The following is a 12,981-nucleotide window of genomic DNA, read 5'->3' as shown; positions in this document are numbered from 1 at the left end:
TGGCGCCCTGCGGTATGGCTCTTGCAATGTCCGCGCCAAAAGGGCCGTTTCGTCGCCCGTGGCGAAGACCAGTCGCCATGGCGAGCGGCTCCCCGGCTTCAGGCTTCAGCGGAGCGGCGCATGACCGGCTCGACCACCAGGCTCGCGGTGATCATCAACTGCTACAACTATGCGGAATATGTCGAGCGTGCGATCCGCAGCGTGCTCACGCAAGGCCGCGACGACTGCGAGCTGATCGTCGTCGACGACGGCTCGACCGACGCCTCCTGGGACGTCATCAGCAGGACGGGCGTGACGGCCTACCGGATCGAGAACGGTGGCCAGCGCCGCGCCTGCGTCTTCGGGTTCGACCGGACGACGGCGCCCTTCGTGCTGTTCCTCGATGCCGACGACGAGCTTGCTCAGGGCGCGCTCGATGCGATCATCCCCCGTCTCGAGCCATCGATCGCCAAGCTGCAATTCTGCCTCAGCCGCGTCGACGGCGACGGCAACAAGCTGGGTTCGGCCGTTCCCGAGCCCGATCTGATCCGCGCGACGGGCGACCTCCGCGAACGTGTCCGCCGGACCGGCGTCTATGTCAGCCCGCCGACCTCCGGAAACGTGTTCAGGCGCGACCTCTGCGAGTTGCTGCGCGATGCCGACTATGACGACGCAGTCGATGGGATCATCCTCCTCGCCGCCCCCTTCTTCGGCGAGATCGTCTCCCTGCCGGAGGAGCTTGGGCTCTATCGCGTCCATGATCGCAACATCTCCGGTGTCGGGCGGGCAATCGATACCGGCAGGATCGAGCAGCACATGCTGCGCTTCCGAAACCTCATAGGCCATCTCAATCGGGTCATGCCGGCGGGTTGGACGCCGCCGCCGATCGACGCCGAACGAACCTTCTTCTACCTCGAGAAGAAGTCGGTCTTGTCATCGATTGACCGTCGGATGGATCGGTTTTGGCAGCTTCCCATGCTCATCAAGGCCATCAGTGGCGACTATTTCTCTGCAAGGCGGAAGCTCGCCCTGTCGCTGTTCCATATCCTGATCGCATTCCTGCCGATCGGGATGTCACGTCGACTCATCGAGGTCCGTTACCGTCCGGAGCAGCGGACGGTAGCAGCGCTGGCCAAGGCGGTGACCGGTGGCAGGGCCAGCGTCCGACCTCGATCGTTGTGATCTGCTCTCGATCAACACGCGTCGAGGAGAAGGTATTGGGGGTGCAACTCAGCAAAGCCCGTAACCAGCCTTTGATCAACCTTCCAGAAACCGGACATTTGTCGCATCCGTTGTGGGCCAGATCGGGTCGTTTGGACGTGCCACGATCAGGATGCCCGGAAGCGGACATCTTTCGCGTCGGCTCGTGACCTGAGCCCTTAAAACTGGATCGCTTTGAGCTAGAGTTTTCCGCGTCGTTTCCCTTGGGTTGGGAGGAGCGGAAGGCGATGAAAGATTCGAAGTTCTCGGACGCCCAGAAGGCGTTCGTCCTGAAGCAGGGCGCGGACGGGTTTCCGGTGGCGGAGATCTGCCGGCGGGTCGGAATCAGCCAGGCGACCTACTTCAACTGGAAGAAGAAGTACGAGGGGCTGCTGCCGGCCGAGATGCGCCGGTTGAAGCAACTCGAGGACGAGAATGCGAAGCTGCGCAAGCTCGTCGCCGATCTCGCGCTGGACCGTGAGATGCTGCAGGACGTCATCCGCCGAAAGCTCTGAGGCCTGGTCGCAAGCGCGAGCTCGTCGGCGTGATGTGTGGCGAATGGCAGGTGTCGATCCGGCGGGCCTGTGCGGCCCTGGAGTTCGACACGTCGAGCTACCACTACAAATCGTGCCGGCCCGACCAGGCCCCCTTGGCAGCCCGGATCAAGACAATCTGCGAGACCCGCGTTCGCTACGGCTATCGCCGTGTCGACGTGCTGCTGCGGCGCGAGGGCTGGCATGTCAACCAGAAGCGGATTCGAAGGATCTACAATGAGTTAGGCTTGCAACTGAGGAACAAGACGCCCAAGCGACGGGTCAAGCCGACACTGGCTTGAGGCCAGGAAGCGGACATTCGTCGTCAGGTCGCTCGCTGAACAGACAATCGTGCTGGCATGAGACGCAGTCGACCGCTTGCGGCCAGTTGCATCTCACATCGGCACCGTCGGCCCTCCCAACTCCGGCGAATGAGCGTGCAGGTGACGACGCTTCCGCCTTCGTCTCAGCCACAGACCGAATGCGAATGGCAGCAAGGCGCTGACGGCAAGCGGCGCTGCATGCGGAAGAAGGTCGATGCTGTAGAATTTCCCGATACCCCACACGGCCACTCCGAAAAGGCAGACGCTGATCAGGCCATAAGTCAGCGCCGAGCCGACGGGTTCGGGAGCATAGCCGGAGGCCGCGATTTCGGCCTCCATGCTTTGGTGATCAATGGGCTTCAATGCGATACGACGGCAAAAGCGAGCGACATGGCGGCGATGAGCCCGCCATAGGCCAGCCAGACCGGATATCGGCTCAAAAGCCAAGCCCAGTACAAATTCCAATGCGACATGACGTTGGTCATTGTGGGCTCCGAAATTCTGCTCTGGGAAATATGCACGGCCCTCATATTAGCGGCGGGGTTTCGAACTGGGCTCGCAAATCATGCCTGCCAAGCTCGCACGACAGCGCATTGCCTGGCTCCGTTCGCTAAGCCATTCCCGCAGTACGATCGTCAGCGGGCTGAGACACCGGCTATCGCCGAAGCCTGACCTCAGACGCGTTCAATCACACGCCCGGCAAATGTCAGATGGTCCGCGCCGATCGACGTGATCCTGATATGGCACCGTCCACCGTCGTCGGTCTCGAGCATCAGGTCGCCTTGAAGGTCGACGAGAGCCAATATGCTCGGGTCGCAGATGAGCTTGCCCGATCTCTCAGTCGACATGTCGCAGACCAATTCGGCACGCTGTCCGGTCTTCGTGATCAAACGAGCCATGGGTCGAATCCTTCTGCGCGAGGGCGGGCACACCGCACACGCTCGAAATGACAGTCTGCCAACTCCATCATGTCCGCATCTTCGAGCGTCGCGTGCCATTGATATGGGAAATCACTTCCGAAACCGGTAGAGGTAAAAAATAATAAACAGCCGCAGATCACATCTTTTAGATATTACTCCGCGAGATCAATGTTTTAAAGGAAACTACCGTCAATAAAATATCCAATTAGAAATACGTTTTACGATCGGTCTGAGAGAGAATTATTTTTGAGCCTTGTATCAGACGAAATTTATCCCATTTTCGAGCGTGACCGGTCGGTATTAAAATTACTGACCGTGAGCGATCGGGCTGCCGCCTAGCGCGCCTTCCCCGTTCGTCGGAAACCTCAGGATCATGTTGTTTTGGAAGGGGCCGCAGCGACCAATCGCACCGAGCAGGTCGCCGTCCACCTTTCGCGCCCATTTTGTTGCCCGGCCTCGAGACGCCGTTTCCGGCCAGGGAATACCCGATCGACTACGACGAGGGATCAATCGAGAGCATGTGCGGGCTGGCTTGGCGACGAGTTGGGGGGCTTCATCCATTTGCCGGCAATCTGAATGCCCGATTCCACACATCCGATGGTTCCGATTGAGTCGACCTACATCGCTACGGCCCTTTGAAAACGACCGGCAGCTGCCTTGATCACCAGGAGCTGAGAGCTCCGCGCCGGAGTTCAGGCGCCCACATAAAGACAAGGCCCGCAAAGAGCGGCCCCCTCGCCGACATCCATGCCTTGCCGGCCCCGCCGCAGCATCGTTCGGCAATCCCGTCGAACCATCGAAGCCCGGCGATTTTGGAGTTCGCCATGGCCCTCGAATTGGCTCGCTTGCAGGCCGTACCGAAACCCTGGGGATCACACGACCTCCTGCCGTGGAGCGGTATCGATCATCACGACGTCGCCATCGGCGAAATCTGGTTGCAGCGCCACGATTCGGCTCTTGAGCCCGCTTTGCTCCTCAAGCTGCTGTTCACGCGCGAAGCCCTGTCGATCCAGGTTCATCCGGATGACGACGCAGCCCACGCGATGGGGCTTGCCCGCGGCAAGACCGAAGCCTGGTATGTGCTCGCTGCCGAGCCCGGCGCCACGGTGGCGCTCGGCCTGCAGTCGTCGCTCTCGCAGTCGCAACTGCGAATTGCGATCGAGGACGGCTCGATCGCCGAGCGCATGTCCTGGCGAACCGCCGCGGCGGGAGATGTGATCTTCGTGCCGGCGGGGACGATACATGCGATCGGTCCAGGCCTCGTGCTTGCCGAGATCCAGCAGCGCAGCGATACGACGTTCCGCCTGTTCGATCACGGTCGCCAGCGCGAGCTCCATATCGAGCTCGGTGTTGCCGCCGCCTATGCAGCACCGGCCGCAAAGCAGGTGCCGGCGCGACGGCTGAGCGATGCCAGGACACTGCTTCTGGCGACCTCGTTCTTCACCCTCGAGCGCTTCGAGCTTGCGCCGGAAACCCTATGGGAATTGCGCGCGCAGGCCGAGACTTGGCTGCTGGTGATCGCCGGAGAGGGCCGGATCGGGCCGTGGCGGGCACAAATAGGCGAAGGCTGCTTCCTGCAGGCGCAGACCACGCATCTCGCCGCGGGGCGAACCGGCCTGACCTGTCTGGTCGCTTATGATGCCGCCTCGCCCAGCCATGACCTTCTTCGGCCGATCGCAGTCCGAAATGCGACCGCCCCGGCCCACAGCACGATTCACCGGCCTCTGCTGCTCGCCGCGAGGGCGAATGCGCAGAGTCCAACCACAGAGGCACGAGCATGACCGCACTCCACCGGATCGCCTTTATCGGCAACTCGCTGCCACGCCGCTGCGGCATCGCGACCTTCACCACGGATCTGCAGCAGGCGGTCGCCGCGTCGGACCTCGATCTGGCGACCTCGATCGTGGCGATGAACGATAGCGATGGTTACGACTATCCGGGCTCTGTCGGGTTCCAGATCAACGATGACCGAATAGAGGATTATGCGCGCGCTGCCGACTTCCTGAACGAGGGTCGGTTCGACGTTGTCTCGCTGCAGCACGAATTCGGCATCTTCGGCGGCGAAGCGGGGGCGCATGTCGCCGGATTGCTGCCACGGCTGACGATGCCGGTCGTCACCACGCTTCATACCGTCCTGTCGAAACCGAGTCCCGCGCAGCGCGGCGTCATGGAGCGGATCGTCGACGCCTCGTCCCGTGTCGTCGTCATGGCGGAGAAGGGGCGCGACATGCTGCGCACCATCTATCGGCTTCCCGCCGACAAGATCGAGGTGATCGCGCACGGCATCCCCGATTTCGCTTTCGTCGAGCCTGACGAGGCCAAGGCCAGGCTCGGCTTCGCCGGCCGCTCGGTGATCCTGACCTTCGGCCTGCTCTCGCCCAACAAGGGCATCGAGGTGATGATCGATGCGATGCCGTCGATCCTGAGACGCCGGCCCGATGCCGTCTATGTCGTCCTGGGAGCCACCCACCCCCATCTCGTCCGGGAGCAGGGCGAAACCTATCGTATCGGCTTGCAGAATCGCGTCCATGAACTCGGCATCGAGGATCACGTCGTCTTCCTCGATCAGTTCGTCGACCGCGAGACCCTGCTCGGCTTCATCGCGATGTGCGACGTCTACGTGACGCCCTATCTCAACGAGGCGCAGATGACCTCGGGCACTCTGGCCTACAGCTTCGGGCTTGGAAAAGCGGTTGTCTCGACGCCCTATTGGCATGCCCAGGAACTGCTCGCCGATGGCCGTGGCGTGCTGGTGCCGTTCAGCGACGTCGTCGCGACCGGCAACGAAATCGCAGGATTGCTGACCGACGCGGGCAGGCGACAGGCCATGCGCCGACGTGCCTATGCCAGCAGCCGCTCCATGACCTGGGAGCAGACCGCAAAGCGCTATCTCACCACATTCGAGACGGCGCGGCGTAGCCGTTTGCTGAACGTGATTGCCGGTACGGCGCAGGCAAGACGATCCCTTCAGCCCTCCGCGCCACCGGAGCTGCGGACGGACCATCTCCATTGTATGTGCGACGACACCGGCCTGTTCCAGCACGCCGTCCATTCCGTGCCGGACCGTGCGCATGGCTATTGCGTCGACGACAACGCCCGGGCGCTGCTGCTGTCCTGCCTTCTTGGCAGCGCCGGCGAGCAGCACCTGCCAGAGCCTCTGACGGCGCGGTTCGCTTCCTTCGTCCAGCATGCCTGGAATCCGCAGGCGCGGCGCTTCCGCAACTTCATGAGCTTCGATCGACGCTGGCTCGAGGAGGTCGGCTCGGAGGACAGCCACGGCCGGACGCTCTGGGCCCTGGGCGAATGCGCGCGCAGCGACACCAGCCCGTCACGGCGGCGCTGGGCCGCGGCGCTGTTCGCCGAAGCGCTGCCCGTGGTCGAGAGCTTCAGTTCGCCTCGGGCCTGGGGTTTCGCCCTGCTCGGCCTCGACGCCTACTGCGCCGTGGTCGCGGCGCCATCCTCCACCATCCAGCTGCGCTCCCTGCTGGCGGACCGTCTGCTCGCCCTGCTGTCGACGGTCGAGACGCCGGACTGGGTTTGGTTCGAGGAAGGTCTCTCCTATGACAATGCCCGGTTGCCACAGGCTTTGATCGCCACCGGGCTTTCGATGCAGGTTCCCGCCTATATCGAAGCCGGCCTGCGCTCGCTGCGCTGGCTGGTCGGGGTGCAGAGCACACCTGCCGGCCTGTTCCGGCCGGTGGGTTCGGAGAGCTTCGGCGACAGGCTCAGCCCACCGAAGGCGTTCGACCAGCAGCCCCTTGAGGCCACGGCGACCATATCGGCCTGCCTTGCCGCCTGGCGTGCCGATGGTGACGCGCAATGGCGGGCGGAAGCAGTACGCGCCTTCGCCTGGTTCATGGGCGAGAACGATCTGTCGACACCGCTGGTCGATCTCGAAACCGGCGCCTGCCGCGATGGTCTCCACCGCGATCGGCCGAATGAGAATCGCGGCGGTGAATCCGTGGTATCCTACCTTCTCAGCCTCGCCGAGATTCGCCAGCTCTCCCGCATGAGTGGGGACCGCCCGAAACTGGCGCCGCTTCGGGTCTTGCACGCCTGAGCCTCCGGCGATCCGCACAAACCGATTTGAGGGCGACGTGCCGCAAGCCACCTTCCTGAACCGGCAGGCCTTGCACCTGTACCCCGATCCCGCTCGGGTCGTGGTGCGTCGTTTCGGGCCCTCGCCCGATCCGCGCGACATGAACCCGACCGACAAGCTGCGGGCGAACCACATCGTCGCGCGCGTGATGGGGCTGAGCCAAGATGCGGCGGCAAGCCAGCTTGCTGAGGTGCTGGAGAACTTCAATGGCCGGCACCGGAACTTGCTGGAGCGCTTCGAGGCGCGCGCCGACGAGATGGAGGAGGTGTTCACCACGCATTGCGAGTTCAGCAGGACGCAACGCCAGTTGGTCGGATCCTATTTCCTGCACGAGTACTCGTTCGAGGCGGCAGCCCTCTTCAACCCGAGCATCGTCTCGCACCCCGACCAATCCGGCGCTCCGCCGGGCGGGCGCCGCTTCATCCTCAGCCTGCGCGCTGTCGGCGAGGGGCATATCTCGTCCCTGACCTTCCGCTCCGGCACGATCGCCGCCGACGGCAGCCTGAGCGTCGATCCGACCTCGCGCCTCGCGACGATCGCCACTTTCCGCAACCGGATGGTGCGCCTCGATGGCGACGACGTCGAGGTGGCGTTCTCTCCGGACAGCGACATCAGCGAGCGGGTGATCTTTCCGATCACGGCCTCGCAGTCGAACGGGATCGAGGATGCGCGCTTCGTCGCGTTCGACGAGGGTGGGCGCAGCGTGTTTCGCGCGACCTACACGGCTTATAACGGCAGGGGGATACGCTCCGAGCTGATCGAGACCACCGACTTCCTGTCGTTCCGGATGTCGCCCCTGCGAGGCAGCGCCGCCGTGAACAAGGGCATGGCGCTGTTCCCACGCAAGATCGACGGCCGCTACGCCATGATCGCGCGGCAGGACAACGAGAATCTCTATCTCGTCTATTCGGACGACCTGATGAACTGGGACGGCGGCGTCGCGATCCTGAAGCCGCAATACCCCTGGGAGTTCATCCAGATCGGCACCTGCGGCTCGCCGATCGAGCTCGACGAAGGCTGGCTCTTGTTCACCCATGGCGTCGGACCGGTGCGGCGCTATGCGATCGGCGCCGTCCTGCTCGACAAACAGGATCCGTCGAAGGTGCTGGCGCGTTCACGCGAGCCCCTGGTCCGGCCGGAGCCGTCCGAGCGAGAGGGCTATGTTCCCAACGTCGTCTACACCTGCGGTGCGATGCGCCACCGGGACCAGATCGTCCTGCCCTATGCGGTCTCCGATACCTACTGCAATTTCGCGACGATCAGGATCGAGGCGCTGCTGCAGGCCCTGAGCCCGGTCACCGCCGACGAAACGCTTGATCTGCGGCAGGGCGCTTTCCCTGAGAAAGAGCACGAACATGACCCAAGATAAGCCCACGACCCATCGCTCGATCGCGCCGGGAGACGTGGTCCGGCTGTCCTTCGGCTTCGCCGATCAGTCCGGTGCCGGTGACTACGAGATCGTGCGGATCATGCCGACGCGGGCGAGCGGCGAGCGCGAATACCGCGTTCGCGGCGCTGACGGCCATGAGCGGGCGATCGGCCATGACCAGATTGTTTCGGACGGCCCCCGATCGGCGCGCAGCCCCGTCGGGTGACGCTCGCTGCGAGGCCGGCCTCCCGCCCCAAACCCATCCACTTCGGAGAAGACACTTGGCTGAGAACTCGAAATCCCGCGTGACCGCAGATGCCGCATTCCTGAGAACGCAAACCCAATCAATGTCGCGCAATCGCGTGCTGTCCGAAACCGAGACCATCAATCAGGCGCGCGACGCCAACACGGCGCGCTTGAGAGAATTGCGGCTGCAGAAGGAGGCGGCTGACCGCGCCGCTGCAGCATCGGCGCCCAAGCGCAAACGGCCTGTCTGACGGACTTGATGAAGGTTTCCGGAGGCCTACCACTCCACCACTGTCCGGATTGGTTGCAGCCCGCCCCTCTAGCCCGCCGGATGCGGGTTCCGACGAACGGAGATCGCTTGGACATCGACGTGACGCGAAAGCCCGACGGAACGGCCTGGCTGCTGACTGACCTGCTCGGTCGAGCGATGGGATATGTCGAGGACCGCGCGGAGGGCGAATTCATGATCTACCCTGCCGGCCAGGCGCTCGAGACGATGCAGGCCATGCGGCGAGGCCCATTCGGGTCGCTCGATGCCGCGCTGGCCGAAATCGAGCGCTTTACCCGGGGAACCTGCCGGCGCGTCTCGGAAGACACGCGTCCCGGCGTCGATGACTGAGCAAAGGCGCCCGGCAATGCGAAGACGCGAGCTAGGCCGGGCCGGGCTTGGATCGCTTCGCGAGCCTCTTGATCGGGGTGTCGTCCGGCAACTCGATCAGCTTCGCCTTGCGCGACGCCTTGGCCTGATCGGAGATCGGCAGTTCCGACAACGCCTCATCGATATGCCGACCTGCCAACGAACGCGCTGCCCGCTGCTGCCGCTTCCTGACGACATTGCGCGGGGCATCCACCGGCAGCGACAGCTCCATGTCGTGGTCGCCGACCGGCGGGCTTCCTGTCTGGGGGGCCGGATCGGGACGGATCGATGGAGCCTTGCGGAGATTGGTCATGAAGAGCGAACTGTCGCCGCAAGGCTTTTGTTCCGGTTTGCCGCGACCTTACTCGGAAATGAGGCCGTCATGTCCCGGCCAAGCGCGGTGAGGCGATGATGCCCGCACCGTGGTGGCAGAGCGGCGTGATCTACCAGATCTATCCGCGCTCGTTCCAGGACAGCAACGGCGATGGGATCGGCGACCTCAAGGGTATCACGCGGCGGCTGGGCTATCTCGCCGAACTCGGCGTCGATGCGATCTGGATTTCGCCGATCTATCCCTCGCCGATGGCCGATTTCGGCTACGACGTCTCCGATTACTGCGACGTCGATCCTCGCTTCGGCACGCTCGCCGATTTCGACGACCTGCTCGCGCAGGCCCATGCGCATGGGCTCAAGCTCCTGCTCGATTTCGTGCCGAACCATACCTCCGACCAGCATCCCTGGTTCGCCGAAAGCCGCTCCTCGCGCGGCAGTCCGAAACGGGACTGGTATCTCTGGCGCGACCCTGCCCCAGGAGGCGGACCACCCAACAACTGGATCAGCGATTTCGGCGGATCGGCCTGGGAATGGGAAGAGGCCAGCGGCCAGTACTACTATCATGCCTTCCTGAAGCAGCAGCCGGACCTCAACTGGCGCAATCCGGCCGTGCAGGCGGCGATGCACGGCGTGCTGCGCTTCTGGCTCGACCGCGGCGTCGACGGCTTCCGCATCGACGTGCTCTGGCACCTGATCAAGGCGGCCGACTTCCCGGACAACCCGCCGAACCCGGCCTATCGGCTTGCGCTGGACGAGAAGGACCGATTGATCCAGCTGCATTCGACCGACCAGCCCGAGATCCATGGCATCGCGGCCGATATGCGTGCCCTTGCGGATGAATATGAGGCCGCAGGGAGAGGCGAGCGCCTGCTGGTCGGCGAGATCTATCTGCCGGTTGAGCGGCTGATGCGCTATTACGGCGAAGATCGGCCCGGCGTGCACCTGCCCTTCAACTTCCAGCTCATCGAGGCGCCCTGGCAGGCACGCTCGCTTGCCGCGCTCATCGCCGCTTACGAGGCGGCGCTACCGCCCGGTGCGTGGCCGAACTGGGTGCTCGGCAATCACGACCGCCCGCGCGTTGCGACCAGATTGGGGGAAAGCCAGGCTCGGGTCGCGGCGATGCTGCTGCTGACCCTGCGGGGCACGCCCACCCTCTACTATGGCGACGAGCTCGGCCTGAGCGATGTGCCGATCCCGGCCGATCAGGTCCAGGATCCGCGCGAGCTGCGCCAGCCCGGCAAGGGCCTGGGGCGCGATCCGGTCCGCACGCCGATGCCCTGGGACGGCAGTGCGCATGCCGGCTTCAGCACCGCTGCGCCATGGCTGCCGCTCAACGCCGACTGGCCGGCCCGGAACGTGGCGCGGCAACTGGCCGAGCCCGCCTCGATGCTGGCGCTGCATCGCGAGCTGCTCGCGGCCCGACGCGCCCATTCTGCATTGGCTATCGGCGATTTCGCGCTGCTGGATGCCGAGGGCGATATACTCGCCTATGAACGCCGACACGGTGTGGAGCGCCTGATCGTGGCGCTCAATCTCGGGGCGAGGCCGCAACGGCTGGCCTTGCCGAACTGGGCGCATGGTTGCCGCCCCCTCCTGTCCACGCTTGCGAATCTGACGCCCGTGCAGGACGGCGCTTTGCTCCTGCGGCCGAACGAGGGCGTGATCCTGACGCTCGCCGACTGACCAGAGGGAGGAGCGAACGGATGCGCATCGCCATGCTGGCGCCGATCTCCTGGCGCACACCGCCGCGCCACTACGGCCCCTGGGAGCTGGTGACGAGCCTGCTGACCGAAGCGCTGGTGGCGCGCGACGTCGACGTCACCCTGTTCGCCACGCGGGACAGTCACACGGCCGGCACCTTGGCCGGCATCTGCCCGGCGCCCTACTCCGAAGACCCGACGATCGACGCCAAGGTCTGGGAGCTGCTGCACGTCGCCCATGTCTTCGAGCGCGCCGGCGAATTCGATCTGATCCACAACCAGGCCGATTTCGTGCCACTCGCCTTCTCGCGCCTGGTCGACACGCCCGTGGTGACGACGATCCACGGCTTCTCTTCGGAGCGCATCCTGCCAGCCTTCAAGGCCTATGAGGACCGGGTCCACTATGTCGCGATCAGCACCGCCGACCGGCATCGCGATTTGCGCTACGCCGCGACGATCCATCACGGCATCCCGATCGAGGAATTCCCGTTCGATCCGGTCGGGAGCGAGGACCTGCTCTTCTTCGGCCGCATCCACCCCGACAAGGGCGCGGCCGAGGCGATCGCCGCCGCGCGCGCAGCCAGGCGCCGGCTGGTCATGGCCGGCATCATCCAGGACCGCGGCTACCACGACGCGCAGGTCGCGCCCGCGCTCGAAAGCGAGAGCGTGGTCTATCTCGGACCAGTCGGCGGCAGCGCCCGCACGCATGCGCTCGGCTCGGCCGAGGCGTTGCTGCACCTGATCAACTTCGAGGAGCCGTTCGGCTTGTCGGTCATCGAGGCGCTTGCCTGCGGCACACCCGTCATCGCCTCCCGCCGCGGCTCGATGCCGGAACTGATCGAGCACGGCGTGACCGGGTTCCTGGTCGATAGCATTGACGAGGCCGTGGCTGCGATCGCACGCCTATCCGAGATCGACCGCGCTGCCTGCCGGGCAGCCGTCGCGGCGCGCTTCACCGTCGAGCGAATGGCCGATCGCTATCTCAAGCTGTATCGGTCCATCCTCGGATGAACCACATGCGCTCCCGGCGGACGGAGGCGCGCGGGTCCCAAGGGATCGCCACGAAGAAACAACGTGCGCTTTCCTCAGCCCTGGCCTAGGCTGCAACCCTGCTTCGACAGGACTCGCCTGGGTTCGCCCCCAGGTAGCCGCGGCAGCTGCTAGCCGGCCGCACTGCACCGAGCCCTTGCTCGCCCCTCCTGAGTGACATCCGCGCCTGCAATTTCGCATGCGCATTTCAATGGGCGGCTGCCTGCGAGGCGCCCAGCTCCGGCCGGTACGCCCCGAGAGATCGCGCCCCGTGATCTCCGAACGAGGACGAGAACGGCATGTCTAAAGGCGAACGACGCGGGAACCGAGAGGCCAAGAAGCCGAAGCAGGACAAGCCAAAGCTTGCAGCTCCCGCCCCCAACAGTCTTGCCGCTGTGGTCGGGAAGGCCGCAGCGCCAAAGCGGAAACAGCGTTCAGCGCTGTTGGGCGACGGTCCCCTGGGACCGAGTTCATGCGAGCGTCAGCCAACCACAGGATAGTAATGATCCGTTTCAGGACGATCGAGCCGAAGCCGGCTGCGAACACCAACAAGCCGACAAACATCCTGACGGCACCGCTGGCCGAACCCGCGCCGGCTGCCGGAAAGATCACG

13 protein-coding genes and 1 pseudogene are annotated in these 12,981 nt (G+C 64.5%); 10 read left to right on the top strand and 4 right to left on the bottom strand.

Annotation, left to right across the window (positions count from 1 at the left end):
- Nucleotides 1-120 precede the first annotated feature (120 nt).
- Both AC3WLC_RS04775 and AC3WLC_RS04770 read left to right on the top strand, forming a co-directional pair.
- Nucleotides 121-1,161, top strand: a complete 1,041-nt coding sequence (locus tag AC3WLC_RS04775) for a glycosyltransferase family 2 protein (RefSeq protein ID WP_493682788.1) — start codon at nt 121-123, stop codon at nt 1,159-1,161.
- Nucleotides 1,162-1,427: 266 nt separating this feature from the next.
- Nucleotides 1,428-2,008: pseudogene (locus AC3WLC_RS04770) on the top strand (transposase); the annotation flags it as partial.
- 99 nt (nt 2,009-2,107) lie between these two features.
- Here AC3WLC_RS04770 and AC3WLC_RS04765 read toward each other — a convergent pair.
- The 3 genes from AC3WLC_RS04765 to AC3WLC_RS04755 all read right to left on the bottom strand — a co-directional run bounded on the left by AC3WLC_RS04765 (nt 2,108) and on the right by AC3WLC_RS04755 (nt 2,934).
- Nucleotides 2,108-2,374, bottom strand: a complete 267-nt coding sequence (locus AC3WLC_RS04765; protein ID WP_493682787.1) for a hypothetical protein — start codon at nt 2,372-2,374, stop codon at nt 2,108-2,110.
- A 20-nt stretch (nt 2,375-2,394) separates the two neighbouring features.
- Nucleotides 2,395-2,520 (bottom strand): hypothetical protein, encoded by a 126-nt coding sequence (locus AC3WLC_RS04760; protein ID WP_493682786.1) that lies wholly within the window; start codon nt 2,518-2,520, stop codon nt 2,395-2,397.
- A gap of 189 nt (nt 2,521-2,709) precedes the next feature.
- Nucleotides 2,710-2,934 (bottom strand): hypothetical protein, encoded by a 225-nt coding sequence (locus tag AC3WLC_RS04755; protein WP_493682785.1) that lies wholly within the window; start codon nt 2,932-2,934, stop codon nt 2,710-2,712.
- Between the two features lie 845 nt (nt 2,935-3,779).
- Here AC3WLC_RS04755 and AC3WLC_RS04750 point away from each other — a divergent pair.
- The 6 genes from AC3WLC_RS04750 to AC3WLC_RS04725 all read left to right on the top strand — a co-directional run bounded on the left by AC3WLC_RS04750 (nt 3,780) and on the right by AC3WLC_RS04725 (nt 9,288).
- Complete coding sequence (locus AC3WLC_RS04750) at nt 3,780-4,736, top strand: class I mannose-6-phosphate isomerase (RefSeq protein WP_493682784.1); 957 nt, start codon at nt 3,780-3,782, stop codon at nt 4,734-4,736.
- Nucleotides 4,733-7,015, top strand: coding sequence for a glycosyltransferase family 4 protein (locus tag AC3WLC_RS04745; protein ID WP_493682783.1), 2,283 nt, complete (start codon nt 4,733-4,735; stop codon nt 7,013-7,015). The genes AC3WLC_RS04750 and AC3WLC_RS04745 overlap by 4 nt, the downstream gene beginning before the upstream one ends.
- Before the next feature lie 37 nt (nt 7,016-7,052).
- The gene (locus AC3WLC_RS04740) at nt 7,053-8,423 is read left to right on the top strand and encodes a glycoside hydrolase family 130 protein (protein WP_493682782.1); all 1,371 of its coding nucleotides are present in this window, start codon (nt 7,053-7,055) and stop codon (nt 8,421-8,423) included.
- Nucleotides 8,410-8,649: a hypothetical protein gene (locus AC3WLC_RS04735; protein WP_454025219.1), complete on the top strand. Its 240-nt coding sequence runs from the start codon at nt 8,410-8,412 to the stop codon at nt 8,647-8,649. Before AC3WLC_RS04740 ends, AC3WLC_RS04735 begins: the two co-directional genes overlap by 14 nt.
- Before the next feature lie 55 nt (nt 8,650-8,704).
- Complete coding sequence (locus AC3WLC_RS04730; RefSeq protein WP_493682781.1) at nt 8,705-8,920, top strand: hypothetical protein; 216 nt, start codon at nt 8,705-8,707, stop codon at nt 8,918-8,920.
- Between the two features lie 107 nt (nt 8,921-9,027).
- Entirely contained in the window at nt 9,028-9,288 is a 261-nt protein-coding gene (locus AC3WLC_RS04725; RefSeq protein WP_493682780.1) for a hypothetical protein, read from the top strand.
- Nucleotides 9,289-9,319: 31 nt separating this feature from the next.
- Here AC3WLC_RS04725 and AC3WLC_RS04720 read toward each other — a convergent pair whose 3' ends face one another.
- Nucleotides 9,320-9,619, bottom strand: coding sequence for a hypothetical protein (locus AC3WLC_RS04720; RefSeq protein ID WP_493682779.1), 300 nt, complete (start codon nt 9,617-9,619; stop codon nt 9,320-9,322).
- Between the two features lie 95 nt (nt 9,620-9,714).
- Between AC3WLC_RS04720 and AC3WLC_RS04715 the strand changes: the two genes are divergently transcribed.
- Together AC3WLC_RS04715 and AC3WLC_RS04710 are read left to right on the top strand one after the other, a co-directional pair.
- Nucleotides 9,715-11,322 carry an alpha-amylase family glycosyl hydrolase gene (locus AC3WLC_RS04715; RefSeq protein WP_493682778.1) on the top strand — a complete coding sequence of 536 codons (1,608 nt, stop codon included), beginning with the start codon at nt 9,715-9,717 and terminating at the stop codon, nt 11,320-11,322.
- A gap of 20 nt (nt 11,323-11,342) precedes the next feature.
- On the top strand, nt 11,343-12,350 hold the full coding sequence (locus tag AC3WLC_RS04710; protein WP_493682777.1) for a glycosyltransferase family 4 protein: 1,008 nt from the start codon (nt 11,343-11,345) through the stop codon (nt 12,348-12,350).
- Nucleotides 12,351-12,981 lie beyond the last annotated feature (631 nt).

It is taken from the genome of Allobosea sp. GW821-FHT03A12, assembly GCF_058986765.1.
Note: the sequence above shows the minus strand (reverse complement) of the source record. Positions and strands in the feature narration are given on the sequence as shown.

Excerpts from the sequence above, each read along its gene's own strand:
- AC3WLC_RS04775 (WP_493682788.1), top strand. The coding sequence starts at position 121 with ATGACCGGCTCGACCACCAGGCTCGCGGTGATCATCAACTGCTACAAC.
- AC3WLC_RS04765 (WP_493682787.1), bottom strand. The coding sequence starts at position 2,374 with ATGGAGGCCGAAATCGCGGCCTCCGGCTATGCTCCCGAACCCGTCGGC.
- AC3WLC_RS04760 (WP_493682786.1), bottom strand. The coding sequence starts at position 2,520 with ATGACCAACGTCATGTCGCATTGGAATTTGTACTGGGCTTGGCTTTTG.
- AC3WLC_RS04755 (WP_493682785.1), bottom strand. The coding sequence starts at position 2,934 with ATGGCTCGTTTGATCACGAAGACCGGACAGCGTGCCGAATTGGTCTGC.
- AC3WLC_RS04750 (WP_493682784.1), top strand. The coding sequence starts at position 3,780 with ATGGCCCTCGAATTGGCTCGCTTGCAGGCCGTACCGAAACCCTGGGGA.
- AC3WLC_RS04745 (WP_493682783.1), top strand. The coding sequence starts at position 4,733 with ATGACCGCACTCCACCGGATCGCCTTTATCGGCAACTCGCTGCCACGC.
- AC3WLC_RS04735 (WP_454025219.1), top strand. The coding sequence starts at position 8,410 with ATGACCCAAGATAAGCCCACGACCCATCGCTCGATCGCGCCGGGAGAC.
- AC3WLC_RS04720 (WP_493682779.1), bottom strand. The coding sequence starts at position 9,619 with ATGACCAATCTCCGCAAGGCTCCATCGATCCGTCCCGATCCGGCCCCC.
- AC3WLC_RS04715 (WP_493682778.1), top strand. The coding sequence starts at position 9,715 with ATGATGCCCGCACCGTGGTGGCAGAGCGGCGTGATCTACCAGATCTAT.
- AC3WLC_RS04710 (WP_493682777.1), top strand. The coding sequence starts at position 11,343 with ATGCGCATCGCCATGCTGGCGCCGATCTCCTGGCGCACACCGCCGCGC.